At 63.6% G+C, this 25,144-nt stretch carries 22 protein-coding genes; 16 read left to right on the plus strand and 6 right to left on the minus strand.

Going from position 1 to position 25,144, the window contains the following annotated elements:
* Positions 1–9: 9 nt before the first annotated feature.
* From ACJD00_RS03360 to ACJD00_RS03380, 5 genes are all read left to right on the plus strand, one after another.
* Entirely contained in the window at positions 10–513 is a 504-nt protein-coding gene (locus tag ACJD00_RS03360; RefSeq protein WP_309408630.1) for a hypothetical protein, read from the plus strand.
* A 69-nt stretch (positions 514–582) separates the two neighbouring features.
* Complete coding sequence (locus ACJD00_RS03365; protein ID WP_418908485.1) at positions 583–1,425, plus strand: exodeoxyribonuclease III; 843 nt, start codon at positions 583–585, stop codon at positions 1,423–1,425.
* Between the two features lie 9 nt (positions 1,426–1,434).
* Complete coding sequence (gene trpS, locus ACJD00_RS03370; protein ID WP_418908486.1) at positions 1,435–2,451, plus strand: tryptophan--tRNA ligase; 1,017 nt, start codon at positions 1,435–1,437, stop codon at positions 2,449–2,451.
* A gap of 23 nt (positions 2,452–2,474) precedes the next feature.
* Complete coding sequence (locus tag ACJD00_RS03375) at positions 2,475–2,996, plus strand: 2'-5' RNA ligase family protein (RefSeq protein WP_418908487.1); 522 nt, start codon at positions 2,475–2,477, stop codon at positions 2,994–2,996.
* A gap of 112 nt (positions 2,997–3,108) precedes the next feature.
* The gene (locus tag ACJD00_RS03380; protein WP_418908488.1) at positions 3,109–4,239 is read left to right on the plus strand and encodes an alanine--glyoxylate aminotransferase family protein; all 1,131 of its coding nucleotides are present in this window, start codon (positions 3,109–3,111) and stop codon (positions 4,237–4,239) included.
* 2 nt (positions 4,240–4,241) lie between these two features.
* On the opposite strand, the gene ACJD00_RS03385 is transcribed toward ACJD00_RS03380, so the two are convergent.
* The 5 genes from ACJD00_RS03385 to sdhC form a co-directional block, all read right to left on the minus strand.
* Positions 4,242–4,787 carry a DUF664 domain-containing protein gene (locus tag ACJD00_RS03385; RefSeq protein WP_418909294.1) on the minus strand — a complete coding sequence of 182 codons (546 nt, stop codon included), beginning with the start codon at positions 4,785–4,787 and terminating at the stop codon, positions 4,242–4,244.
* Between the two features lie 175 nt (positions 4,788–4,962).
* Entirely contained in the window at positions 4,963–5,745 is a 783-nt protein-coding gene (locus ACJD00_RS03390; protein WP_309408623.1) for a succinate dehydrogenase iron-sulfur subunit, read from the minus strand.
* Positions 5,745–7,532: a succinate dehydrogenase flavoprotein subunit gene (sdhA, locus tag ACJD00_RS03395; protein ID WP_418908489.1), complete on the minus strand. Its 1,788-nt coding sequence runs from the start codon at positions 7,530–7,532 to the stop codon at positions 5,745–5,747. The genes ACJD00_RS03390 and sdhA overlap by 1 nt, the downstream gene beginning before the upstream one ends.
* Positions 7,533–7,567: 35 nt before the next feature.
* Positions 7,568–8,014 carry a succinate dehydrogenase hydrophobic membrane anchor subunit gene (locus tag ACJD00_RS03400; RefSeq protein WP_309408620.1) on the minus strand — a complete coding sequence of 149 codons (447 nt, stop codon included), beginning with the start codon at positions 8,012–8,014 and terminating at the stop codon, positions 7,568–7,570.
* 3 nt (positions 8,015–8,017) lie between these two features.
* On the minus strand, positions 8,018–8,431 hold the full coding sequence (sdhC, locus tag ACJD00_RS03405) for a succinate dehydrogenase, cytochrome b556 subunit (RefSeq protein ID WP_396275320.1): 414 nt from the start codon (positions 8,429–8,431) through the stop codon (positions 8,018–8,020).
* A gap of 257 nt (positions 8,432–8,688) precedes the next feature.
* On the opposite strand from sdhC, the gene ACJD00_RS03410 reads away from it, so the two are divergent.
* From ACJD00_RS03410 to ACJD00_RS03425, 4 genes are all read left to right on the plus strand, one after another.
* Complete coding sequence (locus tag ACJD00_RS03410) at positions 8,689–9,801, plus strand: mannose-1-phosphate guanylyltransferase (RefSeq protein ID WP_309408618.1); 1,113 nt, start codon at positions 8,689–8,691, stop codon at positions 9,799–9,801.
* A 161-nt stretch (positions 9,802–9,962) separates the two neighbouring features.
* Positions 9,963–12,182, plus strand: coding sequence for a choline BCCT transporter BetT (betT, locus tag ACJD00_RS03415; RefSeq protein WP_418908490.1), 2,220 nt, complete (start codon positions 9,963–9,965; stop codon positions 12,180–12,182).
* Entirely contained in the window at positions 12,179–13,702 is a 1,524-nt protein-coding gene (locus ACJD00_RS03420; RefSeq protein ID WP_418908491.1) for an aldehyde dehydrogenase family protein, read from the plus strand. Before betT ends, ACJD00_RS03420 begins: the two co-directional genes overlap by 4 nt.
* Positions 13,703–13,720: 18 nt before the next feature.
* Positions 13,721–15,295, plus strand: coding sequence for a GMC family oxidoreductase (locus ACJD00_RS03425; RefSeq protein WP_418908492.1), 1,575 nt, complete (start codon positions 13,721–13,723; stop codon positions 15,293–15,295).
* Between the two features lie 120 nt (positions 15,296–15,415).
* Here the strand turns inward: ACJD00_RS03425 and ACJD00_RS03430 are convergent, their stop codons facing one another.
* The gene (locus tag ACJD00_RS03430; RefSeq protein ID WP_418908493.1) at positions 15,416–16,366 is read right to left on the minus strand and encodes an intradiol ring-cleavage dioxygenase; all 951 of its coding nucleotides are present in this window, start codon (positions 16,364–16,366) and stop codon (positions 15,416–15,418) included.
* Between the two features lie 206 nt (positions 16,367–16,572).
* Between ACJD00_RS03430 and ACJD00_RS03435 the strand changes: the two genes are divergently transcribed.
* The 7 genes from ACJD00_RS03435 (at position 16,573) to ACJD00_RS03465 (ending at position 24,985) form a co-directional block, all read left to right on the plus strand.
* Positions 16,573–17,772, plus strand: coding sequence for an amidohydrolase (locus tag ACJD00_RS03435; protein WP_418908494.1), 1,200 nt, complete (start codon positions 16,573–16,575; stop codon positions 17,770–17,772).
* Between the two features lie 260 nt (positions 17,773–18,032).
* On the plus strand, positions 18,033–19,124 hold the full coding sequence (locus ACJD00_RS03440) for a BMP family lipoprotein (RefSeq protein ID WP_418908495.1): 1,092 nt from the start codon (positions 18,033–18,035) through the stop codon (positions 19,122–19,124).
* A 109-nt stretch (positions 19,125–19,233) separates the two neighbouring features.
* A complete protein-coding gene (locus ACJD00_RS03445) occupies positions 19,234–20,775 on the plus strand; it encodes an ABC transporter ATP-binding protein (protein WP_418908496.1) in 1,542 nt (513 codons plus the stop codon).
* Positions 20,772–21,971, plus strand: coding sequence for an ABC transporter permease (locus tag ACJD00_RS03450; protein ID WP_418908497.1), 1,200 nt, complete (start codon positions 20,772–20,774; stop codon positions 21,969–21,971). The genes ACJD00_RS03445 and ACJD00_RS03450 overlap by 4 nt, the downstream gene beginning before the upstream one ends.
* Positions 21,971–23,248: an ABC transporter permease gene (locus ACJD00_RS03455; RefSeq protein ID WP_418908498.1), complete on the plus strand. Its 1,278-nt coding sequence runs from the start codon at positions 21,971–21,973 to the stop codon at positions 23,246–23,248. The genes ACJD00_RS03450 and ACJD00_RS03455 overlap by 1 nt, the downstream gene beginning before the upstream one ends.
* A gap of 7 nt (positions 23,249–23,255) precedes the next feature.
* Positions 23,256–23,666, plus strand: a complete 411-nt coding sequence (locus tag ACJD00_RS03460) for a cytidine deaminase (RefSeq protein ID WP_418908499.1) — start codon at positions 23,256–23,258, stop codon at positions 23,664–23,666.
* A gap of 5 nt (positions 23,667–23,671) precedes the next feature.
* On the plus strand, positions 23,672–24,985 hold the full coding sequence (locus ACJD00_RS03465) for a thymidine phosphorylase (protein WP_418908500.1): 1,314 nt from the start codon (positions 23,672–23,674) through the stop codon (positions 24,983–24,985).
* Positions 24,986–25,144: the final 159 nt, after the last annotated feature.

Below are 25,144 nucleotides of genomic sequence, written 5' to 3' on the forward strand. Positions count from 1 at the left end.
ATCGGGAGCATGGAACCACTTGGCAGCGGCGCGTCGAAGGACCGCAAAATCACCCTGAATGCATCGAGCTTGGCTATGGCCGTCATGGTCATCGTGCTATTGGTGGCCGTGGTGTTCGCGGCCAACTCCAATCAGGTGGTTGGTTGGTTTGTGGTGGCGATCTCCGCCGGCTGGCTCTTGCTCTCGCTCTTTTTGGTGTTCGGTCTCAAGCGCGGCGCCGATAAGATCAACTCCTCGCTGAGGGAAGCCACCGCGGCCGCAGCCGGACGGGCCCAGCCGGCCAGCACCGTCGTCATTGACGAGGCCACCAGCCAGCGCGATATGAAGCTGGATCACTCCTTCAAGATCGTCCAGGTGCAGGCGAAGGTCATTGCCGATGAACGCGCCAAGGGCGAGGACGGTTCGGCAGAGATGATCGACCGTGCGCTGGACACCATCGCGATGACCGCGTCGAACGCCCGAGATATGCTCAAGCCGCAGTCGAACCCGATCGACGGCGAAATTATTAACTAATCCTGTTTATTACCCCTCGACGCAACGTTCTGCACGGACGTTGCGTCGACTGTTTTGTAAGGTGGAGACGTGATACCTACCAGCGTGGAAATTTTGGGCAAGCTCGACGGCGCGGTGCGCGTGGCCTCGGTTAACGTCAACGGCATCCGTGCCGCCTATAAGCGCAATATGGCTGACTGGGTGGCCGCGCGTGACGTGGACGTGCTGTGCCTGCAGGAGGTGCGCGCCCCCGACGCCGTGGTGCGCGAGCTGATCGGCGAAGGCTGGCATATTCTGCACGCCGAAGCCGCCGCCAAGGGCCGCGCCGGGGTTGCGATTCTCTCCCGCAACGAGCCGGTGGCCACCCGCGGCGACATCGGTGATGAGTACTTCGCCGACGCCGGCCGATGGGTGGAAGCGGACTTCTCCATGCCGGATGGCTCGACCCTTTGCGTGGTCTCGGCCTATGTGCACTCCGGGGAGCTGGGCACCGACAAGCAGGTCGATAAGTACCGTTTTCTGGACCGGATGATCGTACGGTTGGCCGAGCTGAAGGCCGAGAAGGATCATGTGGTGGTCGTGGGCGACTTGAACGTCGTGCACACCGAGAAAGACATTAAGAACTGGAAGCCGAACCACAATAAGCGGGCCGGCGTGATGGATGAAGAGATCGCCTACTTCGACCGCTTCTTCGGCGACGAGATCGGCTACAAGGACGTGGCCCGGGAGCTGGCCGGCGATGAGCAGGGCCCGTACACCTGGTGGTCCTTCCGCGGGCAGGCCTTCGACAACAACGCTGGCTGGCGCATCGACTACCAGATGGCCACCCCCGAGCTTGCCGCCAAGGCCATTAAGTCGCACGTCGACCGGGCGTCGGCCTACGACCTGCGCTTCTCCGACCACGCACCGCTGGTCGTCGACTACCAGTTCTAAGGAAGATTCATGAGCAAACCCCGCGTCCTTTCGGGCATGCAGCCCTCCGGTGACTCGTTGCACCTGGGCAACTACCTCGGCGCCCTGGTGAACTGGGTGAAAACCCAGGATGCCTACGACGCCTTCTTCTTCATCCCCGATATGCACGCGATCACCGTGGAGCAAGATCCGGCGGCCTTGCGCGCCCGCACCCGGAAGACCGCCGCGCAGTTCATCGCCGGCGGGATCGACCTGGATAAGTCCACGCTGTTCGTGCAGTCCCAGGTGCCCGAGCACGCCCAGCTGGCGTGGGTGCTCAACTGCCTGACCGGTTACGGCGAGGCCAGCCGGATGACCCAGTTCAAGGACAAGTCCGCCAAGGGCGGGGCCGAGAACTCCTCCGTGGGTCTGTTCACCTATCCGGTGCTGATGGCCGCAGATATTCTGCTGTACCAGCCCGAGGGGGTGCCGGTGGGCGACGACCAGCGCCAGCATGTGGAACTGGCTCGCACCCTGGCGCAGCGCTTCAACCACCGCTTCGGGCAGACCTTCGTGGTGCCCAAGGCGCAGATCCCCACCGAGGGTGCGCGCATCTACGACCTGCAGAATCCGACGAGCAAAATGTCGAAGTCCGCGGCCTCGCCGAACGGCCTGATCAACGTGCTCGACGAGCCGAAGGTGATCGCTAAGCGGATCAAGTCGGCGGTGACCGATACCGACACGGTGATCGCCTACGACAAGGAAAATAAGCCCGGGGTGTCGAACCTGCTGGACATTCTGGCGGCGGTCACCGACCGCCAGGTGCCTCAGCTGGTGGCCGAGTTCGAGGGCAAAATGTATGGGCACCTGAAGGTGGCGGTGGCCGAGGCCGTCGTCGAACGCCTCACCCCGGTGCGTGAGCGCACCCTTGAGCTGCTCGATGACCCGGCCGAACTGGATCGCTTGCTGCTGCACGGCGCCGCGAAGGCCCGCGAAGTCGCCGGTGCCACGCTCAACGAGGTCTACCAGAAGGTTGGCTTCCTGCCGCCGTTGGGAAGCCTCAGCTAGGCGTGAGCGCACCGGAGCACACCGTGAGAGACGACCCCCGGTTTACGCTGGGGGTCGTTATCGGTGTGCCCGAACCACAGTTGGCCGAGCTGCGCGCGTGGCGCCGCGAGTTCGGGGGACCGGCCACCGAACCCATCGCCCCGCATATCACCCTGATCTCCGGGGTGCACACCGCCGGGTGGGGGCCAGCGGCCGCGCATGTGCAGCAGGTCGCGACGCAGACCACCGGCTTCGAGGTGCGGTTGGGGCCCGGGGCCGCCAGTTTCCGCCCGGCCAGCCAGGTGGTGTACTTGCCGCTTTCCGGTGGTGCGGAGCAGTGCCGCGCCTTGCATCGTCGGCTGGTGGGCGACTATCTGCAGCACACCTCGGCCTTCGCCTATCACCCGCATCTGACCATTGCCCAAAATGTGCCCGACGAGCGCCTCGATGCCGCGCTCCAGGCCTTGCGGGGGGTGCGCATGAGTTTTGCGGTGGAACATATCGACCTGTTCGACACCGGGGTGGGGCACTGGTCCCTGGTGCAGCGCCTGCCCCTGGGGAACTAATCCGGATTTCTCGCGCCCTGCCGCGCCCGGGCGAAAGATTTGGCAGAATCTAAGAGTACGGGCCCGACCCGTGACATTCTTCGAATTCGTACCGAGCGTTGGAGGCCCGTAGATGACCTTGCCCCATGAGAATATCGACCCCGATGGCCTGCTCGAGTATTCGGTGGTGTTTACCGACCGCTCGCTGAACCACATGTCGGTCCGTTTTATTGGCGTGATGCAGCAGCTGCTCGCCGACTTCCGTGAGACCTATCAGGCACACTCGGTGGCGATCGTCCCCGGTGGCGGGACCTATGCGATGGAGGCCGTCGCCCGTCAATTGGCCACCGACAAGCAGGTGCTGGTGGTACGCAATGGGCTCTTTTCCTTCCGCTGGTCGCAGATTCTGCAAAGTGGCGGCATCACCGACCGAGTGCAGGTCGCCGCGGCACGACCGGTGGAGGATTCGGCCCAGCCGGCCTACGCACCGGTGCCGATTGCCGAGGTAACCGAGCAGATTCGCACCCAGCGTCCCGCGGTGGTCTTCGCCCCGCATGTGGAGACCGCGGCCGGGCTGCAGCTGCCCGCGGACTACCTGCGTGAGTTGGCCGCAGCCGTACATGAGGTCGACGGGCTGCTGGTACTGGATTGCATTGCCTCCGGGGCCTCCTGGGTATCGATGGCAGACACCGGTGTGGACGTGCTTATTTCGGCCCCGCAGAAGGGCTGGAGCGGCACCCCGTGCGCCGGCTACGTGATGCTCTCCGAAGCCGCGGAGCGGGCCGTGAAAGCCTCGCAGTCCACGAGCTTCGCCCTCGATCTGGTGAAGTGGTTGTCCATCGCCGAGGAGTATCGGGACGGGCGCGCGGCCTATCACGCCACCATGCCCACCGACTCGCTGGCGCATAACGCCCAACTGATGCAGGAAGCCAAGACGATCGGGCTGGAGCGGCTGCGCGAGGCACAGCAGGAGCTGGGTACTGAAGTGCGCAAGCTCCTTGCGGCCCATGGATTCCGCTCGGTGGCGGCCGATGGTTTCGCCGCACCCAGCGTGGTGGTGAGCTACACCAACGACCCGGCGGTACGCACCGGGGCGGCCTTCAAACAGGCCGGCCTTCAGGTCGCGGCCGGGGTCCCGCTGCAGGTGGGGGAGGGCGAGGACTTCTCGAGCTTCCGTGTTGGCCTGTTCGGTTTGGATAAGCTCACCGACGTGGCCGGCACGGTGCAACGCTTGGCACAGGGGCTGGAGCGCGCCGGGCTGTAGGGCTAGCCCTCAGCGGCGGTCAGTTCCGCCGCGCTGGCCCCGTCGATGGACTCACGGAGGATATCGGCGTGGCCAGCGTGCCGGGCGACCTCCGTGGCCAGATGTTGCCAGACCCAACGCCCGGTGACGAACGGGCCGCTGCCTGGCCACTGATGATCGCCGAGAGGGATGTCGACGGCCAGATCGAAAAGCCCCGGCCCTTCGGTGCGCACAAAGTCGATCACCCGATCGAGCTGTGCGAGCACCTCGTCGGCCGGCATGTGCCCCAGATCCTCGCTGCCCGCATACATTTGGCTGAAGCCGATGCGGGCGCTGAGCTGCGGGATCTCCTGCGCGGCCACCGGCTCCGGGGCGCGTTCGGCGGCCAGGAGCCAACCGTGGACCACCTGGGCACTGTGTAGCGCGAGCCCGGAGAGGGATAGCGCGCTGACGGTGGGTCGGCTAGCGGCTTGGGCGGTGGAAAGCCCCTGTAGCGCCGCGCGCAGCTGCGTCAGTTCGTGAATGATCAGGTCTGGGAAGTCTTCGTCACTGGCGAAGGGCGGGGGCATCAGGCTCACGGGTAGGGTCCTTTCGGTAGGTGTCCGGTGATCCCGAGGCTAGCGTTATCCCTGGCTTCTGCCAAGGGTGCCGCGAGCCGAGCGCGGCAAGGTACCGATCCGTCGCCAAGAAACGACAATGGGGCCGCTTCCCGGTGGGAAGCGGCCCCATTGCTGCGCGTGGTAATTACACGGTGCGCGACAGGATTGCCTGCTTGACCTCGGCGATTGCCTTGGTCACCTGGATGCCACGAGGGCATGCTTCGGAGCAGTTGAAGGTGGTGCGGCAGCGCCAGACACCTTCCTTGTCATTCAGGATCTCCAGGCGCATGTCGCCGGCGTCGTCACGCGAATCGAAAATGAAGCGGTGCGCGTTGACGATGGCAGCCGGACCGAAGTACTGGCCGTCGGTCCAGAACACCGGGCAGGAGCTGGTGCACGCGGCGCAGAGGATGCACTTGGTGGTGTCGTCGAAACGCTCACGGTCCTCAGCGGACTGGTAGCGCTCCTTGGTCGGCTCGTGACCCTTGGAGATCAAGAACGGCATGATCTCGCGGTAGGACTGGAAGAACGGCTCCATGTCCACGATCAAGTCCTTCTCCAGCGGCAGGCCCTTGATGGCCTCCACGGTGATCGGCTTGGAGGTGTCCAAGTCCTTGAGCAGGGTCTTGCAGGCCAGGCGGTTGCGGCCGTTGATGCGCATGGCATCGGAACCGCAAATACCGTGGGCGCAGGAGCGGCGGAAGGACAGCGAACCGTCGTGCTCCCACTTGACCTTGTGCAGGGCGTCCAGCACACGGTCCGTGCCGTACATGGTCAGCTGGAAGTCTTCCCAGTAGGCATCGGAGCTGGCTTCCGGAAGGTAGCGGCGCACCCGCAGGGTGATGTTGAACGTTGGGATTTCTCCGCCGCCGCCGACGCCTGGCTTCAGCTCAATCTTCGATGCTGGTTCTGGCATTTCGGTGCTCATTAGTACTTACGCTCCATTGGCTGGTAACGGGTGAAGACCACCGGCTTGGTCTCCATGCGGATGCCGGCAATCCCCTCGGTGGTGGCGTTGTAGTCGCGGTAGGACATCGAGTGAACCATGAAGTTCTCGTCGTCACGATCCGGGTAGTCCTCGCGGTAGTGTCCACCACGCGATTCCTTGCGGTGCAGGGCGGCGGCGGTCATGACCTCGGCCAGATCCAGCAGGAAGCCGAGCTCAACGGCTTCGAGCAGGTCGAGGTTGAAGCGCTTGCCCTTGTCCTGAACGGACACGTTCTTGTAGCGCTTGCGCAGATCGGCGATGACGTTCAGCGCTTCCTTCAGCGACTTCTCATCGCGGAACACCTGAACGTTGGCGTCCATGATCTCCTGCAGGCTCTTGCGCAGCTCGGCGACCTTCTCGGTACCGGTGGAGGAGAGCAGGTTGTTCAGCTGCTCGGTCACCAGGGCCTCTGGTGCCTCGGGCAGTTCGACGTAGTCGGCGTCCGCGGCGTACTTCGCAGCGGCGATACCGGCGCGACGACCGAACACGTTGATGTCCAGCAGCGAGTTGGTGCCCAGACGGTTGGCGCCGTGCACCGACACGCAGGCGACCTCACCGGCGGCGAAGAGACCCGGGATGGTGGTGTCGTTATCCTGCAGCACCTCGGTCTCGATGTTGGTCGGCACACCGCCCATGGCGTAGTGCGCGGTCGGGTAGACCGGCACCGGATCGGTGAACGGCTCCACACCCAGGTAGGTGCGGGCGAACTCGGTGATGTCCGGCAGCTTCGATTCGATGTGCTCGGGCTCGAGGTGCGTCAAATCCAGCAGCACGTAGTCCTTGTTCGGGCCGCAACCGCGGCCTTCGCGGACCTCGTTGGCCATGGCGCGGGCGACGATATCGCGCGGCGCCAGGTCCTTAATGGTCGGTGCGTAGCGCTCCATGAAGCGCTCACCGTCGGAGTTACGCAGGATCGCGCCTTCACCGCGGGCACCTTCGGTCAGCAGAATGCCCAGACCGGCCAGACCCGTCGGGTGGAACTGGAAGAATTCCATGTCCTCCAGCGGCAGACCGGAGCGGAAGGCGATGCCCATGCCGTCACCGGTCAGGGTGTGTGCGTTCGAGGTGGTCTTGAAGACCTTGCCGGCGCCGCCGGAGGCGAAGACCACGGACTTGGCCTGGAAGACGTGCAGTTCGCCGGTGGCCAGGTCGTAGGAGACCACGCCGGCTACGCGCTTCTGCTTGTAGGCGGTGCCGTCCTCACGGTAGGCGTCTTCCTCGACCAGCAGCAGGTCCAGCACGTAGTACTCGTTGTAGAACTCAACGTTGTGCTTGACGCAGTTTTGGTAGAGGGTCTGCAGGATCATGTGACCGGTGCGGTCGGCGGCGTAGCAGGCGCGGCGCACGGCGGCCTTGCCGTGATCGCGGGTGTGCCCACCGAAGCGACGCTGGTCGATCTTGCCCTCGGGGGTGCGGTTGAAGGGCAGACCCATCTTTTCTAGGTCCAGCACCGCGTTGATGGCTTCCTTGGCCATGACTTCGGCGGCGTCCTGGTCGACGATGTAGTCGCCACCCTTAATGGTGTCGAAGGTGTGCCACTCCCAGTTGTCTTCCTCGACGTTGGCCAAGGCGGCGCACATGCCGCCCTGGGCCGCACCGGTGTGCGAGCGAGTGGGGTAAAGCTTGGTTAGCACTGCGGTGCGTGCACGCTGACCGGATTCGATCGCGGCACGCATACCTGCACCGCCGGCACCGACGATGACGACGTCGTACTGATGTACCTGCATTCTTGATGCTCTCTTTTCTTGAAGTCTGCTCGAATTTAGCGGCACTGTGCCAGGTCGCTACCGGCTACGCAGGGGTCGAAGGTGAAGATCACCAGCGAGCCCAACACCACGATGAAGATGGTGGCTACGTACAGAATGCCCTTGAGCCAAGCGCGGGTGGCGTGCTTTTCGGCGTAGTCGTTGATGATGGTGCGCACACCGTTGGTGCCGTGCAACATCGAGAGCCACAGCAGGGCCAGATCCCAGAACTGCCAGACCGGGTTGGCCCACTTGCCGGCGACGAAACCGAAGGACAGGGCGTTGATGCCGGTACCGGTCATCAGGTTGGCGAACAGGTGCCCGAAGATGAGCACGACGAGCACCACGCCGGACAGTCGCATGAACAGCCAGGCGAGCATCTCGAAGTTGCCGCGGGACTTCGGACCGCGTACGTACTTCGGGTCCAGACGCTGGCTACGAGGGGCAGCAATATTGACGCTCATGGTTTAGTGTCCTCCGAAGGCAAGCGAGAGGTGGCGGATGGCGAAGGCGGCGAAGACGACGATCCAGACGCCCAGCACACCCCACAGCAGCTGACGCTGGTACTTGGTGCCCTGCTTCCAGAAGTCCACCAGAATCAGACGCAGGCCGTTGAAGGCGTGGAAGAGGATCGCCGCGACCAGCGCGGTTTCACCCAGCGCCATCAGCGGGTTCTGGTAGGTCGCGATCACTGCGTTGTAAGCATCGGCGTTGACACGCACGAGTGCAGTATCAAGGACGTGCACTAAGAGAAAAAGGAAAATAACGACACCGGTGACTCGGTGTCCCACCCATGACCACATGCCTTCACGGCCGCGGTATAGGGTGCCTGACGAAGTCTTCGACACTGAACTAAACCTCCAAGACTCGCAACGGCGCATGTGTATCTTGCACACAATGAGATTTGACGCACTTGTGCGAGCGTTCCTTGTGCGAGTCTAAACCAATTGGCGAGCTCACTCCTATCCTGCATCCATTTCCTGTGAGCATGTTCACCGAACGGCACCATCATTACGATAAAAGGGCGAAAATCCGCGGAAATTAGCTCATGAACCGCTTGCGTATTTGAGGGTGCCGAACGGGGCGCGAAGCACCGGCTAACAGCAGAAAATAAGAATTCTCAATTAGGATTGCAAACGTGAATGCAGACATTTTTTCGCGTTTTTATGGTGTCATCCCTGCTGGCGGCGTCGGGTCGCGGCTGTGGCCGCTCTCGCGCGCCTCGGCCCCGAAGTTCCTGCACGACCTCACCGGGTCGGGATCGACACTGATTCGCGCCACCTATGACCGCTTGTGCCCACTGGCCGACGAGCGGGTCATGGTGGTGACCGGTCAGGCGCACCGTAAAGCGGTCCTGTCCCAGCTGCCGGAGTTGGCCGACGCCAACTTGGTGCTGGAGCCCGAGCCGAAGGATTCGGCCGCCGCCATTGGGCTGGCCGCGGCCATTTTGTACCTGCGCGACCCGCAGACCATCATGGGCTCCTTCGCCGCCGACCAGGTCATAGGCCCGGTGGATGTGTTCCTCGAGGCGGTACGCGAAGCGGTTCTGACCGCCGCTACCGGCAAGATCGTGACCATTGGTATTCACCCGACGCACCCGTCGACCGGTTTTGGCTACATTCAGACCGGCGAGCTGCTCGGTGTCGAGGGCGCACCGAGCGCCCGTGGCGTCGTGCAATTCGTGGAGAAGCCCGATGAGGATACGGCGCGTGGCTACTTGGCCCGCGGTGGCTTCCTCTGGAACGCCGGGATGTTCGTCGCCCCGGTCGCGCTGATGCTCGAGCACCTGCGCGCCAATCAGCCGCAGCTGCATGACGGGTTGATGGAGATCGCCGAAGCGTGGGATGGCCCGCGACGCGATGAGGTGATGGCACGGGTCTGGCCGCAGCTGCCGAAGATCGCCATTGACTACGCCGTGGCCGAACCGGCGGCCGCTGCCGGGGACGTGGCCGTGGTGCCCGGTGTCTTTAACTGGGACGACGTCGGAGACTTTGCCGCCATCGGTCGACTGAACAAGGCCAGCGAGGAAAGTGGCATCACGATCCTGGGGGATAAGGCTAGGGTTTACTCCGATCAGGCCTCCGGGGTGGTGTACGGAGACGTGCCACGCGTGGTGGCGTTGATCGGCATCGACGACGTCATTGTGGTGGACACCGCCGACGCGTTGCTCGTGACCACAAAGGAGCATGCTCAACGTGTGAAACAAGCGGTCGAAACCCTTAAAGAAGAGGGTAGAGTCGACGTATTGTGATACACGCGCCCGCGCTTTAACAGCGCGGGCGTTTTGCGTTAACAGCACTTGACTTGGGATTTAATGCAAGGTGACCATGTGATGTCCACCACATATACCGTATATCAATAATATATCAAGACCTTGATATCTGTTGAAGGACGTTGCTAGGCTCGAGCGCCATGAGTACCGAGACAAAATCCGGGGCAGGCCCCGGATCATCAGCGGATCATCCAACTAATCATCCCGAGCGCCGTACCCGAGTAAACAAGGTCGTTTTCTACGGCTCCGCCATCGGCGTGTTGGCCATCGCCCTCTGGGCGATCCTGGACCAGGAATCAGCCGACCTCGTCATCAACGCCACCGTGGGCTGGGTGGGCAAGAACTTAGGGTGGTATTACACCCTGATCGTGGTCAGCGTGCTGATCTTCGTGATCTACGTGGCCTCAACCAAGGTCGGTAAAACCCGCCTCGGCCCCGACCACGCACGCCCCACCTTCAGCCTCTTCACCTGGACGGCGATGCTCTTCGCCGCTGGCATCGGCATCGACTTGATGTTCTTCTCGGTGTCGGAGCCGGTCACCCAGTACTTGGCTCCGCCACGCGGAGACGGCTCAACCGTGGAGGCCGCCCGCCAAGCCGTGGTGTGGACGCTGTTTCACTATGGCCTGATCGGCTGGGGGCTTTACGCGCTGGTCGGAATGGCTCTGGGTTACTTCGCCTACCGCCACAACCTGCCATTGAGCATTCGATCGGCCCTGTACCCGATTTTCGGAAAGAAGATCAACGGTCCGATCGGACACGGCGTAGACATCGCCGCGGTGATGGGCACGATTTTCGGCATCGCCACCTCGCTAGGTATCGGCGTGGCGCAGCTGAACTACGGCTTGCACTTCATGTTCGGCATTCCGGTCAACACCACCTGGAAGGTCGCACTGATCTCGCTATCTGTTGTGATGGCAACCATCTCAGTGCTCACCGGTGTGGAGAAGGGCATCCGCCGCCTCTCCGAGCTGAACGTGATCCTGTGTGTCGTGCTGATGATCTATGTTCTGGTGACCGGCAAGACCGCCTTCCTGATGGATGCGATCATCGGCAACGTCGGCGATATGATCGCGCAGTTCCCCTTCATGGCCATGGACACCTTCGCCTATGACCGACCCGACGACTGGCTGAACGCATGGACGCTGTTCTTCTGGGCCTGGTGGATCGCTTGGGCACCGTTCGTCGGGCTCTTCTTGGCTCGCATTTCGCGCGGCCGCACCATCCGTCAGTTCGTTTTCGGTGTGCTGTTCGTGCCGATGGCGTTCATCCTGCTGTGGATCTCGATCTTCGGTAACAGTGCCCTGTCGCTGGTGATCGGCGGCAACTCGGCCTTCGGCGAGGTCGCAATGAACACGCCCGAACAAGCCTTCTACACCATGCTTGAACAGTATCCGGGGGTCCCACTGGTCGCCGGTATTGCCACCTTTACCGGTCTGCTGTTCTACGTCACCAGCGCCGACTCCGGCGCACTGGTGATGGCGAACTTCACCTCGCATTTGAAGGATGCCGAGTCTGATGGGTCGAAGCCCGTGCGTCTGTTCTGGTCGCTGGCCATCGGTATCTTGACCCTGGCCATGCTGCTCGTCGGCGGAGTGCCAACCCTGCAGGGTGCCACGGTCATCATGGGTCTGCCGTTCTCGGTGGTGCTGGTCTTCGTGATGCTGGGGCTATGGAAATCCCTGCGCGTGGAGAACGCATTGGCCAAGAGCTATGACGAATCGCTGCATTCGGTGATCTCCAGCCGCAGTAGTTCACTAAGCGACCGACGCAACTGGCGCCAGCGACTCTCGCGAGTCATGAGCTACCCGGGCCGCCGCCAAACGCGCCGCAGTATTGAAGAGATCATCAAACCGGCCCTGCAAGAAGTCCATGATGAATTCATGGCGCAGGGCGTTCAGGTTGAGCTGCAGGTGGAGCGGGTACCGGGGATGGACCTGGATTCGGTGGACCTGTTGGTGCTCACCCACCCCGCGGAACGTCCGTTCAAATACCAGGTGTACCCCGTGCGCGTGGACCTGCCGACCTACGCGCGAGTGCAGTCGAGCTCGGATGTGTACTACCGCCTGGAGGTCTTCAACCAAGAAGGTAGCCACGGCTTTGACCTGATGGGCTTGGGCAAGGAGCAGGTGATTGCCGACGTACTCGACCAGTACGAAACCTACATGGCCTTCATGCACCACCAGTCGCAGCACGACTCACGCAGCCTCATTAACGACGAGGTGGGTTCCAAGACCGACTGGGAACGCGACTTCGATACCGGAATGATGCCGATTGTCGGTGCCCAGACGGATGCCGGAAGCATTGACGATGACATCGATGCTAATGACGAGACTGAAACAACCAAGGAGAAATCATGACATTGCCCAGCAGCCCCAATCCGGACCTGCTATTGGCCGGGACCTCCATCTTCATCGATGGGCGTTTCGCTCCGGCCGCCTCGGGCGAAACCCGTGAAATCCACTGCCCGGCAACCGGCGAGAAGGTGGCCTTGGTCTCCGAAGCCGGCGAGGCCGACTCGCTGCGCGCCATCGCCGCGGCCCGCAAGGCCTTCGACTCCGGGGTGTGGTCCTCGGTGCAGGCCCCGCAGCGCGGTAGCTTCCTGCTGCAGGTGGCGGCCAAGCTCAGAGAGCGCAAGGAAGAATTCGCGCTGGCCGAAACCCTGGATACGGGTAAGCGGATCATCGAGTCGCGTATCGACATGGATGACATCATCGCCTGCTTCGAGTACTTCGGGAAGCTGGCCGGTCAGGACGCCGGACGCCTGGTCGATGCCGGGGATGCCAACGTGCTCAGCCGGATCGCCTACGAACCGGTGGGTGTGGCCGCGATGATCACCCCGTGGAACTACCCGCTGCTGCAGGCGGCATGGAAGATTGCCCCGGCGCTGGCCGCCGGCTGCTCCTTCGTGCTCAAGCCCGCCGAGCTGACCCCGTCCACCGCGATCCTGATGATGGACGTGCTGCGCGAACTGGGTCTGCCCGATGGGGTGGCCAACCTGGTCACCGGTGCCGGTGCCAAGGCCGGTGCGGTGCTTTCCGAGCACCCGGACGTGGATTTGGTGTCCTTCACCGGCGGCCTGATCACCGGCCGGAAGATTGCCGCGGCCGCGGCGGGCACCGTGAAGAAGGTGGCCTTGGAGCTGGGCGGGAAGAACCCGAACGTGATCTTTGCCGACGCCGACTTCGATGCCGCCGTGGACAACGCGCTGAACGCCGCGTTCGTGCACTCCGGTCAGGTGTGCTCCGCCGGTGCCCGTTTGGTGGTGGAGGAGTCCATCGCCGAGAAGTTCGTCGACGCCTTGGTTAACCGTGCCGAGAAGATCACCCTGGGTGGTCCTTTCGACGAGAACGCGGAGACCGGCGCGTTGATTTCCGCCGCGCACCTGGCCAAGGTCGATGCCTACGTGCAGGCCGGTATCGCCGAGGGTGCCCGCGTGCGTTGCGGCGGCCGGCCGGCCACCGAGGCGGACGGTGCCGGTTTGGGTGCCGGGCACTTCTACCTGCCCACGGTGATCGATCAGGTCACCTCGCAGATGTCGGTGGCGCAGGATGAGGCCTTCGGCCCGACGGTCACCGTGGAGACCTTCCGCACCGAGGACGAGGCCGTGGCCATTGCCAATGACACCGTCTACGGTTTGGCCGGTGCGGTGTGGAGCCAAGACGCCGGTCGTGCCCAGCGGGTGGCCGGGCGTCTGCGTCACGGCACCATCTGGATCAACGACTACCACCCGTACCTGCCGCAGGCCGAGTGGGGTGGATTCGGCCAGTCCGGCGTCGGACGTGAACTGGGCCCGACCGGTTTGGGTGAGTACCAGGAAGCCAAGCACATCTACCAGAACCTTGACCCGCAGGTCACCGGCTGGTTTGCCGAGAAGTAACGAGAAAGGGCGCATACGTTGAGCATTGAGAAGAAAGACTTCGACTACATCGTTATCGGTGGCGGCTCGGCCGGTGCCGCGGTGGCTTCGCGGTTGAGCGAGAACCCCGAGGTGACCGTCGCGCTGGTTGAGGCCGGCCCGGATGATCGCGGGATCGACGAAATCCTGCAGTTGAACCGCTGGATGGAGCTGCTGGAGTCCGGCTACGACTGGGATTACCCCATCGAACCGCAGGAGAACGGCAACTCCTTCATGCGTCACGCGCGTGCCAAGGTGATGGGCGGCTGCTCGAGCCACAACTCCTGCATCGCCTTCTGGGCCCCGCGTGAAGACATCGACGAGTGGGAGAGCAAGTTCGGTGCCACCGGTTGGAATGCCGAGATGGCTTACCGGCTCTACAAGAAGCTGGAAACCAACGAGGATGCTGGGCCTGAGGCCCCGCACCACGGGGATTCCGGTCCGGTGCATCTGATGAATGTGCCGGCCAACGACCCCTGCGGGGTGGCCCTGCTCGATGCCTGTGAGCAGGCCGGGATCCCACGGGCGAAGTTCAACAACAACGAGACCGTCATTAATGGTGCGAACTTCTTCCAGATCAACCGCCAGGCCGATGGCACCCGTGCCTCCTCGTCGGTCTCCTATATCCACCCGATTTTGGAGCGGGAGAACTTTTTCCTGCTCACCGGTCTGCAGGCGCGCAAGCTGAACTTCGATGATGCGAAGCGGTGCACCGGTGTGGATGTGGTCGATGGTGCCTTCGGGCGCACCACCACGCTGAACGCGGCGCGTGAGGTGATCGTCTCGGCCGGTGCCATCGACTCGCCGAAACTGCTGATGCTTTCCGGGATCGGCCCGGCCGAGCACCTGTCCGAGGTCGGCATCGACGTGCTGGTCGACTCCCCGGGCGTGGGCGAGCACCTGCAGGATCACCCGGAAGGCGTGATCCAGTGGGAGGCTAAGAAGCCGATGGTGCAGTCCTCGACCCAGTGGTGGGAGATCGGCATTTTCACCCCGACCCAGGAGGGGCTGGACCGTCCGGATCTGATGATGCACTACGGTTCGGTGCCCTTTGATATGCACACCTTGCGTCAGGGCTACCCGACCGGGGAGAACACCTTCTGCCTGACCCCGAATGTCACGCACGCCAAGTCGCGCGGTACCGTGCGCCTGCGTAGCTGCGACTTCCGGGATAAGCCGAAGGTCGACCCACGCTACTTCACCGACCCCGAGGGTCATGACGCCCGCGTGATGACCTACGGTATTCGCAAGGCTCGTGAGATTGTGGCGCAGTCGCCGATGGCCGAGTGGGCCGGCGAGGAACAGTTCCCGGGGGCCCAGGCGCAGAGCGATGAGGAGATCTTCGATTACCTCAAGCGCACCCACAACACCGTGTATCACCCGGCGGGCACGGTGCGCATGGGCTCGGAGCAGGATGAGATGAGCCCGTTGGATCCGAAGCTGCGCGTCAAGGGCGTCAGCGGTCTGCGTGTGGCCGATGCCTCGGTGATGCCGGAGCTGGTGACCGTGAACCCGAACATCACCACCATGATGATCGGCGAGCGTTGCGCGGAGCTGGTGGCCGAAGAGCAGTAGTTTCGGCGCGCACCGCCGCGCACCGGTGAAACTCTGCAAGGGGCGTCGCGTCCATCCACCTCATGGGGGTGGGTGGATGCGGCGCCCCTTGGGTATTTCCGTCTGGGGCCCGGTGGGTGGTTAGGGTGCTGCCGGAGCCGCCGAGGGCCGGGAGCCGGTAGGTGGTGCGTTGCCCGGGCCGCGGCCCGCGGGCCCGGCCCCGCCGCTGGGCGTGGTGCGGGTATCGACCGGGACGGTGAGTGCCACCGTGTAGCCGTTCCTGACATCGCCGGTGACGGTGGCCAGCTGCCTGGCACCGGAGTCGTCGCCAAAGACGTTATCGGTATCCAGCGAGAGGCTTGCCAGGTTGGCCACCGAGGACTCGTAGCCGTCGGTGGCATAGACGGCGTCGCACATATTCTTGGGCAACGCGACCTGGCTGGTGGCGATCGCGTTGCCGGCATCGTCGATGGAATCGCGGTCCGGGTAGACCTCAAAGTGGATATGCGGCCACCGACCGGTGTAGCAGGCCGGGACGATGGAGGTGAAGCTGACCTTCCCGTCGGCGTCGGCCAGCTGCACCCCGCGCAGGAAGTTCTCGTCTTCCACCCCTTGGGTGTACATCGAGTAGCGTCCCTGAGCATCGCAGTGCCACACATAGACGGCCACCGAGGCGAAACCCGCCCCGGAATTGGTCAGGTCGAGAACGTTCAGCTCGAGGGTCATCGGGACCCCGGCGGCGGTGCCATGGGCGTCGCCGAAGCTCGAGGTGATATCGCGTCGGATAATCCCGGACTCTTCTAGGACGTCGGGTCCATTGGAGCCGTCGCCGGGGTAGGGGCCGGCGGTTTCGTCGGGGATCTCGGCGAGGGTGTCGCTCGCGGCGTTGGAGCTCGTGCCGTTCGACGGTGATGATTGCGGTGTGCAGGCGGCCAGCCCGAGACCCAGCGCCCCGAGGCCCATCGCCGAGAGTACCTTGCGGCGTTCGAGCAATGTGCCGATATCGAAGCCCAGACCCTGATCTTCGAGGTCTTCGGCGGGTTGGGCCAGGGGCCGGTCTCCAACCCATTTGCGGGTGGGTTTTCCATCCATTGTGTGGTCCTTTCGTCACGGTGCGGCGCTGGACTTTAGCGTAAGGAGCGAGTCTGTGGCGGTTCTAGGCCCTGCTCCTGTGCCGGGTATGAGCTACCGGCCGCCGGTGGCGCTGGCGTGTCGTAGTGTTTCACCGTGGGGCCGAAGATGACGCTCATAACTGGGATGAGCCGCTACGTGCAAGTAAGCTCGAGACTGTGCATCATGTGAACGACCGCAGACCCGACCGGAGCCCCGTGGGGCAGCTCGTTGACGTGCTGCTGCCCGAACTGATCGACTTTCGGCGCGCGGTGCACCGCAACCCCGAACTCTCCTTTGCCGAACATCAGACCACCGAGCGGATTCTGGCCACCCTGCGGGCCGCGGGCCTGAATCCGGTGGCGCTGGAAGGCACCGGCGCCTATGTGGACGTGGGCAGCGGACCGATCGCCATCGGGTTGCGCGCCGACATCGACGCCCTGCCGATTATCGAAGAAACCGGGCTGGAGTACGCCTCACAGGTTGAGGGCGTCGCGCACTCCTGCGGCCACGACATTCACACCACCGTGATGCTCGGTGTGGCGCTTTTGCTGCGCCGACTCGAGGAGGCCGGCGAGCTGCACGGTCGCGTGCGCGTGATTTTCCAGCCCGCCGAGGAGAAGATGCCCGGCGGCGCCCAAGCGGTGATCGCCGCCGGTGTGCTCGACGAGGTACCGCGCATTTTGGCGTTGCACTGCGAACCACGGATCGACGCCGGGAGCGTGGGCACGCGTATCGGTGCCATCACCTCGGCCAGCGACACGATCAAGATCGAACTGACCGGTCGCGGCGGACACACCTCCCGCCCGCATCTGACCGAGGACGTGGTCTTCGCGATGAGCCAGATTGTCACCCAGGTTCCGGCGATTCTCACCCGCAAGGTGGACGTGCGTTCGGCCGTCTCGGTGGTGTGGGGGCAGATCCACGCAGGTAGCGCCCCGAACGCGATTCCGGGCACCGGATATTTGGCCGGGACCATGCGTTGCCTGGATGGCGACGCGTGGCATGCGGCGGGCGAGCTCTTAGACGCCACGGTACGCCAAGTCGCCGCCCCTTATGGGGTCGAGGTCAAGCTCGAGCACACGCGCGGGGTTCCACCGGTGGTCAATGCGGCCTCGGAGACCGAGCTGATTGAAAACGCGGCGCGGGCCGAAATCGGGTCGGCCTCGGTGGTGCTGACCCCGCAGTCCATGGGCGGGGAAGACTTTGCCTGGATGACCAATATGATCCCCGGTGCCATGTTCCGTTTGGGGACCCGGGCCCCGGGCGGGGAGACCTACGATCTGCATCGTGGGGATTATATTCCCGACGAACGTGCCATTCCCACCGGTGTGCGAGTGATGGCCGCCGCCTGCCTGCAGGCCATCGCGGAGATGAACGGCAACTAAAAAGCCGCAAAAATTTTTCTTGCCGTTGAGGTCAGCGGCTACTTGGCCGGTGACTTGGCGCAAAACGTTAAGCGCTTGCCGTTGGTGGCCGAAGCGTTACCGGATTGTCATGTTTTGGCACTTTACGCGCGGGTAATCTCCGATAGGCTATGGACACAGTGGGAATGATCGCACATTCGCCGTGCCCGACGAGGGGATCCGTCGACGGGAGGCGCCACTTTCGCTCCCCGATAATCTCGCAACGGACCTTGGAGGATTTCATGCGCATGCTATCGCGCAAGGCCGGCGTGGCAACTGCCATGCTGGGCATTTCGGCATTGGCACTGAGCGCCTGCGGCGCCGCTCCCGAGGAGGGTGGTGCAGCGAGCGCCAACTCCGACTTCACCGGCTGCATCGTTTCCGACTCCGGTGGATTCGACGACCAGTCCTTCAACGAGTCCTCCTACCGTGGCCTGCAGAACGCCAAGAAGGACCTGGGCATTCAGGTTAAAGAGGCGGAATCCAAGTCCAACTCGGATTACGCCACCAACCTGCAGGGCATGATGAACGCCGGCTGTGACCTGACCGTAACCGTTGGCTTCCTGTTGGCCGATGGCACCGAAGCCGCGGCCAAGGCCAACCCGGACGCACATTTCGCACTGGTGGATGCCACCACCAAGGAGCCGGCCGACAACGTCAAGCCCATCATCTACGACACGGCCCAGGCTGCCTACCTCGCCGGCTATGTCGCCGCCGCCACCAGCAAGACCGGCAAGGTCGCCACCTTCGGCGGCATCAAGCTGCCGACCGTGACCATCTTCATGGACGGCTTCGCCGACGGTGTGGCCAAGTACAACGAAGATAAGGGCAAGGACGTCAAGGTCCTGGGCTGGGACAAGAAGAGCCAGGACGGCACCTTCACCGGTGACTTTGAGAAGCAGGATAAGGGTAAGCAGACCACCAAGAACCTGATCGATCAGGGCGCCGACGTGGTCATGCCGGTGGCCGGCCCAGTGGGTAAGGGCGCGGCAGTGGCCGTCACCGACGCCGTCAAGGCCGGCAAGGACGTCAAGCTGATCTGGGTTGACTCCGACGGCTTCCTGACCGCCCCGGACTACAAGGAGGTCATGCTCACCTCGGTGATCAAGACCATGGACGCCGCGGTGGAAGAGGTCATCAAGAGCGATATCGATGGCAACTTCGATGCCACCCCGTACGTCGGAACCCTGGAGAACGGCGGCGTCGATATCGCCCCGTTCCACGACCTGGAGTCCGAGGTGAGCGAGGAGACCAAGGCTGAGGTCGCCAAGCTCAAGGAGCAGATCATTTCCGGCGAGCTGAAGGTTGAATCGGACGCAAGCCCGAAGCACTAGTCGCCGCTCAGATGCCGCGCCCCTGCACACCGCCTGTCGGTGGGTGGGGGCGCGCCTGTGAGCACGGAATCTTAACTACAGCCCACCGAACAAACGAAACGGTACCATCGTGAAACTCGAACTGCGGGGAATCTCGAAAGCTTTCGGTACTTTCTACGCCAATAAGGGCATCGACCTCGTGGTTGACGATGCCGAAATTCACTGTCTACTCGGTGAAAATGGCGCGGGAAAGTCCACCTTGATGAATGTGCTCTACGGGCTGTACCAGCCCACCGAGGGCCAAATTCTCGTCGACGATCAGGTCGTCGACTTTTCCGGTCCCGGCGACGCCATGGCGGCCGGCATCGGCATGGTGCACCAGCACTTCATGCTCATCCCGGTGTTCACGGTGGCCGAGAACGTGGCCCTGGGTGCCGAAAGCACCAAGGCCGGCGGCCGCCTCGATCTTGAAACCACCCGCCGCAAAATTCGTGAGATCTCCGCGAAGTACGGGTTCGACGTGGATCCCGACGCGCTGGTCGAAGACCTCCCGGTGGGCGTGCAGCAGCGCGTGGAAATCATCAAGGCTCTGGTGCGCCAGGCCCGTGTGCTGATTCTCGACGAGCCCACCGCGGTGCTGACACCGCAGGAGACCGACGAGCTGCTCGATATCATGCGTCAGCTCAAGGCCAACGGCACCTCCATCGTCTTCATTTCCCACAAGCTACGCGAAGTCAAGGCGGTCTCCGATCAGATCACCGTGATTCGCCGAGGCGAAGTCGTCGGCACCGTCTCCCCGCAGGCCGACACCACCGAGTTGGCCTCGATGATGGTCGGCCGTTCGGTGTCGCTGTCCTTGAACAAGGAGCCGGCCACCCCCGGCGAGGCCACCTTCCAGGTGCGTGACCTGTCGGTGATCGACGAGGCCGGCACCCGGGTGCTGAACGAGGTGAGCTTCGATATTCACCGCGGCGAGATTCTCGCCGTCGCCGGTGTGCAGGGCAACGGCCAGACCGAACTGACCGAGGCCATCTTGGGTACCCAGCCGGTCAGCGGCGGATCGGTCCAACTCGAAGGCAAAGAACTGCTGGGCCGCTCGGTCAAGCAGGTCCTTGCCGCCGGTGTCGGGTTCGTCCCCGAAGACCGCAGCGTGCACGGCCTGGTCAGCCAGTTCAGCATCGAGGAGAACCTCATCCTGGACCTCTACGATCGGGCGCCCTTTGCCAAGGGACTGTCGATGAACCTGGCTCAGGTGCGCAAGAACGCCGCCGAGCAGATCGAACGCTTCGACGTGCGTACGGATAACGCGTTGAACCCGGCCTCGAGCCTTTCCGGCGGTAACCAGCAAAAGGTTGTGATGGCCCGCGAACTGGGCCGCGAGCTGAAGCTGTTCATTGCCTCGCAGCCCACGCGCGGCGTGGATGTCGGCTCCATCGAATTCCTGCACCGGCGCATCGTGGCCGAGCGCGATACCGGAACCCCGGTGATGATCGTGTCCACCGAGCTCGATGAAGTGATCGAGTTAGCCGACCGGATCGCGGTGCTCTACAAGGGCTCGATCATCGGCATCGTCCCGGCCGATACCCCGCGCGACGTACTCGGCCTGATGATGGCGGGGGTCAGCGCCGATGAGGCGGCCGCACAGCACAAGAACCAAGGAGAAGGCCAGTGAGCGCTGAGAAAACCGCGCCGGCACCGGCGAAAAACGACCTATTCAAACAGATCACCCAGGGACCGGGGCTCGTCTCGGTGCTCGGCGTGATCGTCGCCCTGATCATCGGCGGACTGCTCATTGCGGCCACCGATGAGCGCGTGGCGACCACGGCCGGTTACCTACTTCGTCGTCCTTCGGACTTCTTCTCCGCGTTGTGGGAAGCCGGCACATCCTCCTATGTGGCCCTGTTCGAAGGCTCCATCTACAACTCGGCGCAGGGCTTTGCCCCGTTCCTCGAAACGTTGACCGTGTCCACCCCGCTGATCTGCGCCGGTTTGGGTGTGGGTCTGGCCTTCCGGGCTGGCCTGTTCAACATCGGTGCCCAGGGGCAGATCATCATCGGCGCCGCGATGGCCGGGTATGTCGGTTTCGCCTGGCATCTGCCGGTGGTGCTGCACCTGCTGCTGGTCATCGTCTTCGGCCTGCTCGGTGGTGCCCTCTGGGGCGGTCTGGTGGGTCTGCTCAAGGCCCGCACCGGTGCCCACGAAGTGATCTTGACGATCATGTTCAACTACGTGGCGCTGTACTTCCTTGACTTCCTGATGAACACCCAGGCCTTCCGCCGACCGGGGGAGACCAACCCGATTTCGCCGATCCTGGATACCACCGCGGTCTTCCCGGCGCTGCCCGGTTCGCGGCTGCACGCAGGCTTCCTGCTCGCGGTGCTGTTGACCTTCGGCATGGGCTGGCTGCTGAAGCGTTCCACGCTCGGTTTTGAGCTGCGCGCCGTGGGACATAACCCGCTGGCGGCGCAGACCGCCGGTGTGAATGTGCAGCGGGCCATGATTGTGGCCATGGCCCTGGCCGGTGCCTTGGCCGGTGCCGCCGGCGTCGCCCAGGTGGCGGGCACCGAAAAGGTGCTGACCGCCGGCATCGCCGGGTCGCTTGGCTTCGACGCCATCACGGTGGCGCTGCTCGGGCGCTCGACCCCATGGGGCACCTTCTTCGCCGGCCTGCTCTTCGGTGCCTTCCGTGCCGGTGCGGTGAATATGCAGATCTCGACCGGAACCCCGATCGACATCGTGCTGGTGGTGCAGTCGCTGATCGTGCTGTTCATTGCCGCCCCGCCGCTGATTAAGGCGATGTTCGGGCTGAACCCGAAGAAAAAGAAGATTCAGGCCGCCGCGGCCGCAACCCAGGGTGGTGCACAGTAATGACCCAGCCAGCAGTTCTCCCCACCACGGTTGTGGCGCATAGCGTGGGCAAAAAGGTGCCGCTCACGCTGAGCGTTTTCGCCGCCATCGTGCTGGTGTGCTTCGGGGCCCTGGGCTCCACCGCCAGCGCGCACTTCGGGCTCTCCTCGGCCGGTGACGCCTTCACGCTACCGGAACTGGTCTTGCCGGGCCGGATCAGCAACCTGATCATCGGCCTGTTCATGGCCGGCATCGCCGCGCTGGCCTGGGTGCGCCGCAATCAGGCACGTCCACTGGGCCGCGGGTGGATCATCGCCTTCGCCGCCCTCTTTGTCCTCTCCTTCCTGATCTGGGTCGTCTCCGGCGCACGGACCCCAAGCATTTCGTTGGCTGGCCTCTTGGCCGGTGCCGCGGTGCTGGCGGTTCCGCTGGTCTTCGGTTCGCTGTCCGGGATCATGTGTGAACGTGCCGGCGTCGTCAACATCGCCATCGAGGGCCAGCTGCTCGGCGGCGCCTTCACCGCCGCGTTGGTCGGCAGCATGACGCAGAATGCCTACCTCGGGCTGATCGCCGCCGGTGTGGCCGGTGCGCTGGTCTCGCTGGTGCTGGCACTGTTCTCCATCAAATATGTTGTCAACCAGATCATCGTCGGTGTGGTGCTCAACGTGCTGGTCTCCGGGCTGACCGGGTTCCTGTTCACCACCGTGATGCAGGCCGACGCGGAGCTGTATAACCATCCACCGCGGCTACCGATCATCGAGATTCCCGGGTTGAGCGCCATCCCGATTCTCGGACCGATCCTGTTCAAGCAGTCGGTGATCGGCTACCTGATGTATATCGCCGTCGCAGTGGTCTGGTACGCCCTGTTCAAGACGCGCTGGGGCCTGCGCGTGCGCGCCGTGGGTGAACACCCGAAGGCGGCCGACACCCTGGGCATCAAGGTCAACGCCACCCGGTTCTGGAACGTGACCCTTGGCGGCATCATCGCCGGTATTGGTGGTTCCTTCTTCACCCTGGTGGCCGTCGAAAGCTTCACCAAGGAAATCTCCGGTGGCCGCGGCTTCATCGCCTTGGCCGCGGTGATCTTCGGGCGCTGGAACCCCATTGGTGCCTTCCTGGCTGCCTTGCTCTTCGGCTTCGCCGATAATTTGCAGGTCATCCTGACCATTATCGGCACCCCGGTGCCGAGCCAGTTCATGGCCATGATGCCGTACTTGGTCACCATCTTCGCCGTGGCGGGTCTGGTCGGTCGCTCGCGCGGCCCGGCCGCCGTGGGTGAACCCTATCTCAAGGAGTGAGGCACCCATGAATGAACCCAAGGTGAATTGGGACGAGCTCCGCCAGGCGGCGCAGGCCGCACTTGAGAAGGCCTACGCGCCCTACTCGAATTTTCGGGTGGGCGCGGCAGCGCTCAGCAGCGACGGCCGGCTCGTTTCCGGGTGCAATGTGGAAAATGCCGCCTACGGGGTCACCCTCTGCGCCGAATGCGCGCTGATCGGAGAACTCTTCGCCACCGGCGGAGGGCAACTGGAATACTTCCTCTGCCTCGGGCAACAGGATCACGGTCAGGTGCAGCTCATTACCCCCTGCGGTCGCTGCAGGCAGCTGCTTTTCGAGCACCGCGCCGCGACGCTCACCATTCAGACGGCCCGCGGGCTCACCGACATCACCGACCTTCTGCCCGATGCCTTCGGGCCGGACAACCTGAGGAGTTAATTCCCATGGCAACCGAAGCCTATGACGTCATCGAGGTCATCCGGACCAAGCGAGCCGGCGAGGCACTGTCCCCGGAACTGATTGACTGGACCATCGACGCCTACACCCGTGGGGTGATCGCCGAGGAACAGATGGCCGCGCTGAACATGGCGATCTTCTTCCAAGGGATGAACCGTGCGGAGATCGCCCGTTGGACCGCGGCCATGATCGCCAGCGGTGAACGGATGGATTTCTCGACGCTTACCGACCGGCAGGGACGCCCGCTGGCTACCGCCGATAAGCACTCCACCGGCGGGGTGGGGGATAAGATCACCCTCCCGCTGGCGCCGCTTGTGGCGAGCTTCGGGGTGGCCGTTCCACAGCTTTCGGGCCGCGGACTCGGGCACACCGGCGGCACGCTGGACAAGCTCGAAGCAATTCCGGGATGGCGTGCGGCGTTGAGCAACGAGGAAATGTTCGCTCAGCTATCCGACCTGCAGGCGGTGATCTGTGCTGCCGGTGCCGGCCTGGCCCCGGCCGATAAGAAGCTCTACGCACTGCGTGATGTGACCGGAACCGTCGAGTCGATTCCGCTGATCGCTTCCTCCATTATGAGTAAGAAGATTGCCGAAGGAACCGGCACCTTGGTCTTGGATGTCAAGGTGGGTTCCGGAGCCTTCATGAAGGACGAAGCCAACGCACGCGAGCTGGCCGAAACCATGGTGAACCTGGGCACCGACGCCGGAGTGAACACGGTGGCCTTGCTGACCAATATGGACACCCCGCTGGGGCTGACCGCCGGCAACGCGATCGAGGTCGAAGAGTCCGTGGAGGTGCTCGCCGGTGGAGGCCCCGAGGATGTGGTGGAGCTGACCTGTGCCTTGGCCACCGAAATGCTTGCCGGTGCCGGGGTGCACGATGTCGATGTGCGCGAGGCCTTGCGCAACGGTCGAGCCATGGATTATTGGCGCCGCATGATCTCCGCCCAGGGCGGAGATCCGGATGCGAGCTTGCCGGTGGCTGCCGAATCGCAGACCATTTACGCACCGGCCGACGGTACCCTGCTCAAGCTCGATGCCATGGATATCGGCGTGGCCGCCTGGACCTTGGGGGCCGGACGAGCCCGTAAGGAGGACGCCGTGCAGGCCGGCGCCGGGGTGCGGTTGCACGCCAAGCCCGGCGCCCAGGTGCGACGCGGTCAGCCGATCGCGACGCTACTGACCGACACTCCTGAGAAGTTCGAGCGGGCCGCAGCCTTGGTGGAAGGTTCCATGCTGATCGGCACGGAGAACGACCGTGCCGATACCCGTTTGATTATCGACCGGGTGGCCGCCAGCTAGGTTCACACACCCCGAAATGGCTGAGCTCTCCACGCCGCCGCCCCTGCCACCAAGGTAAGTGCGGCGGCGTTGGCGTATCCGCACAGCAACTGGAACCACTCGGTGGCCGTCATCGTTGGAGGTAACTGGATCTACGACCTAGGTGTCGGTTTGCTCAAC

Origin of the sequence: Glutamicibacter endophyticus, from assembly GCF_048457885.1 — a bacterium.
In the GTDB taxonomy this organism is placed as follows: domain Bacteria; phylum Actinomycetota; class Actinomycetes; order Actinomycetales; family Micrococcaceae; genus Glutamicibacter; species Glutamicibacter endophyticus.

Excerpts from the sequence above, each read along its gene's own strand:
- ACJD00_RS03360 (WP_309408630.1), top strand. The coding sequence starts at position 10 with ATGGAACCACTTGGCAGCGGCGCGTCGAAGGACCGCAAAATCACCCTG.
- trpS (WP_418908486.1), top strand. The coding sequence starts at position 1,435 with ATGAGCAAACCCCGCGTCCTTTCGGGCATGCAGCCCTCCGGTGACTCG.
- ACJD00_RS03380 (WP_418908488.1), top strand. The coding sequence starts at position 3,109 with ATGACCTTGCCCCATGAGAATATCGACCCCGATGGCCTGCTCGAGTAT.
- ACJD00_RS03385 (WP_418909294.1), bottom strand. The coding sequence starts at position 4,787 with ATGCCCCCGCCCTTCGCCAGTGACGAAGACTTCCCAGACCTGATCATT.
- ACJD00_RS03390 (WP_309408623.1), bottom strand. The coding sequence starts at position 5,745 with ATGAGCACCGAAATGCCAGAACCAGCATCGAAGATTGAGCTGAAGCCA.
- sdhA (WP_418908489.1), bottom strand. The coding sequence starts at position 7,532 with ATGCAGGTACATCAGTACGACGTCGTCATCGTCGGTGCCGGCGGTGCA.
- ACJD00_RS03400 (WP_309408620.1), bottom strand. The coding sequence starts at position 8,014 with ATGAGCGTCAATATTGCTGCCCCTCGTAGCCAGCGTCTGGACCCGAAG.
- sdhC (WP_396275320.1), bottom strand. The coding sequence starts at position 8,431 with ATGCGCCGTTGCGAGTCTTGGAGGTTTAGTTCAGTGTCGAAGACTTCG.
- betT (WP_418908490.1), top strand. The coding sequence starts at position 9,963 with ATGAGTACCGAGACAAAATCCGGGGCAGGCCCCGGATCATCAGCGGAT.
- ACJD00_RS03420 (WP_418908491.1), top strand. The coding sequence starts at position 12,179 with ATGACATTGCCCAGCAGCCCCAATCCGGACCTGCTATTGGCCGGGACC.
- ACJD00_RS03430 (WP_418908493.1), bottom strand. The coding sequence starts at position 16,366 with ATGGATGGAAAACCCACCCGCAAATGGGTTGGAGACCGGCCCCTGGCC.
- ACJD00_RS03440 (WP_418908495.1), top strand. The coding sequence starts at position 18,033 with ATGCGCATGCTATCGCGCAAGGCCGGCGTGGCAACTGCCATGCTGGGC.
- ACJD00_RS03455 (WP_418908498.1), top strand. The coding sequence starts at position 21,971 with ATGACCCAGCCAGCAGTTCTCCCCACCACGGTTGTGGCGCATAGCGTG.
- ACJD00_RS03460 (WP_418908499.1), top strand. The coding sequence starts at position 23,256 with ATGAATGAACCCAAGGTGAATTGGGACGAGCTCCGCCAGGCGGCGCAG.
- ACJD00_RS03465 (WP_418908500.1), top strand. The coding sequence starts at position 23,672 with ATGGCAACCGAAGCCTATGACGTCATCGAGGTCATCCGGACCAAGCGA.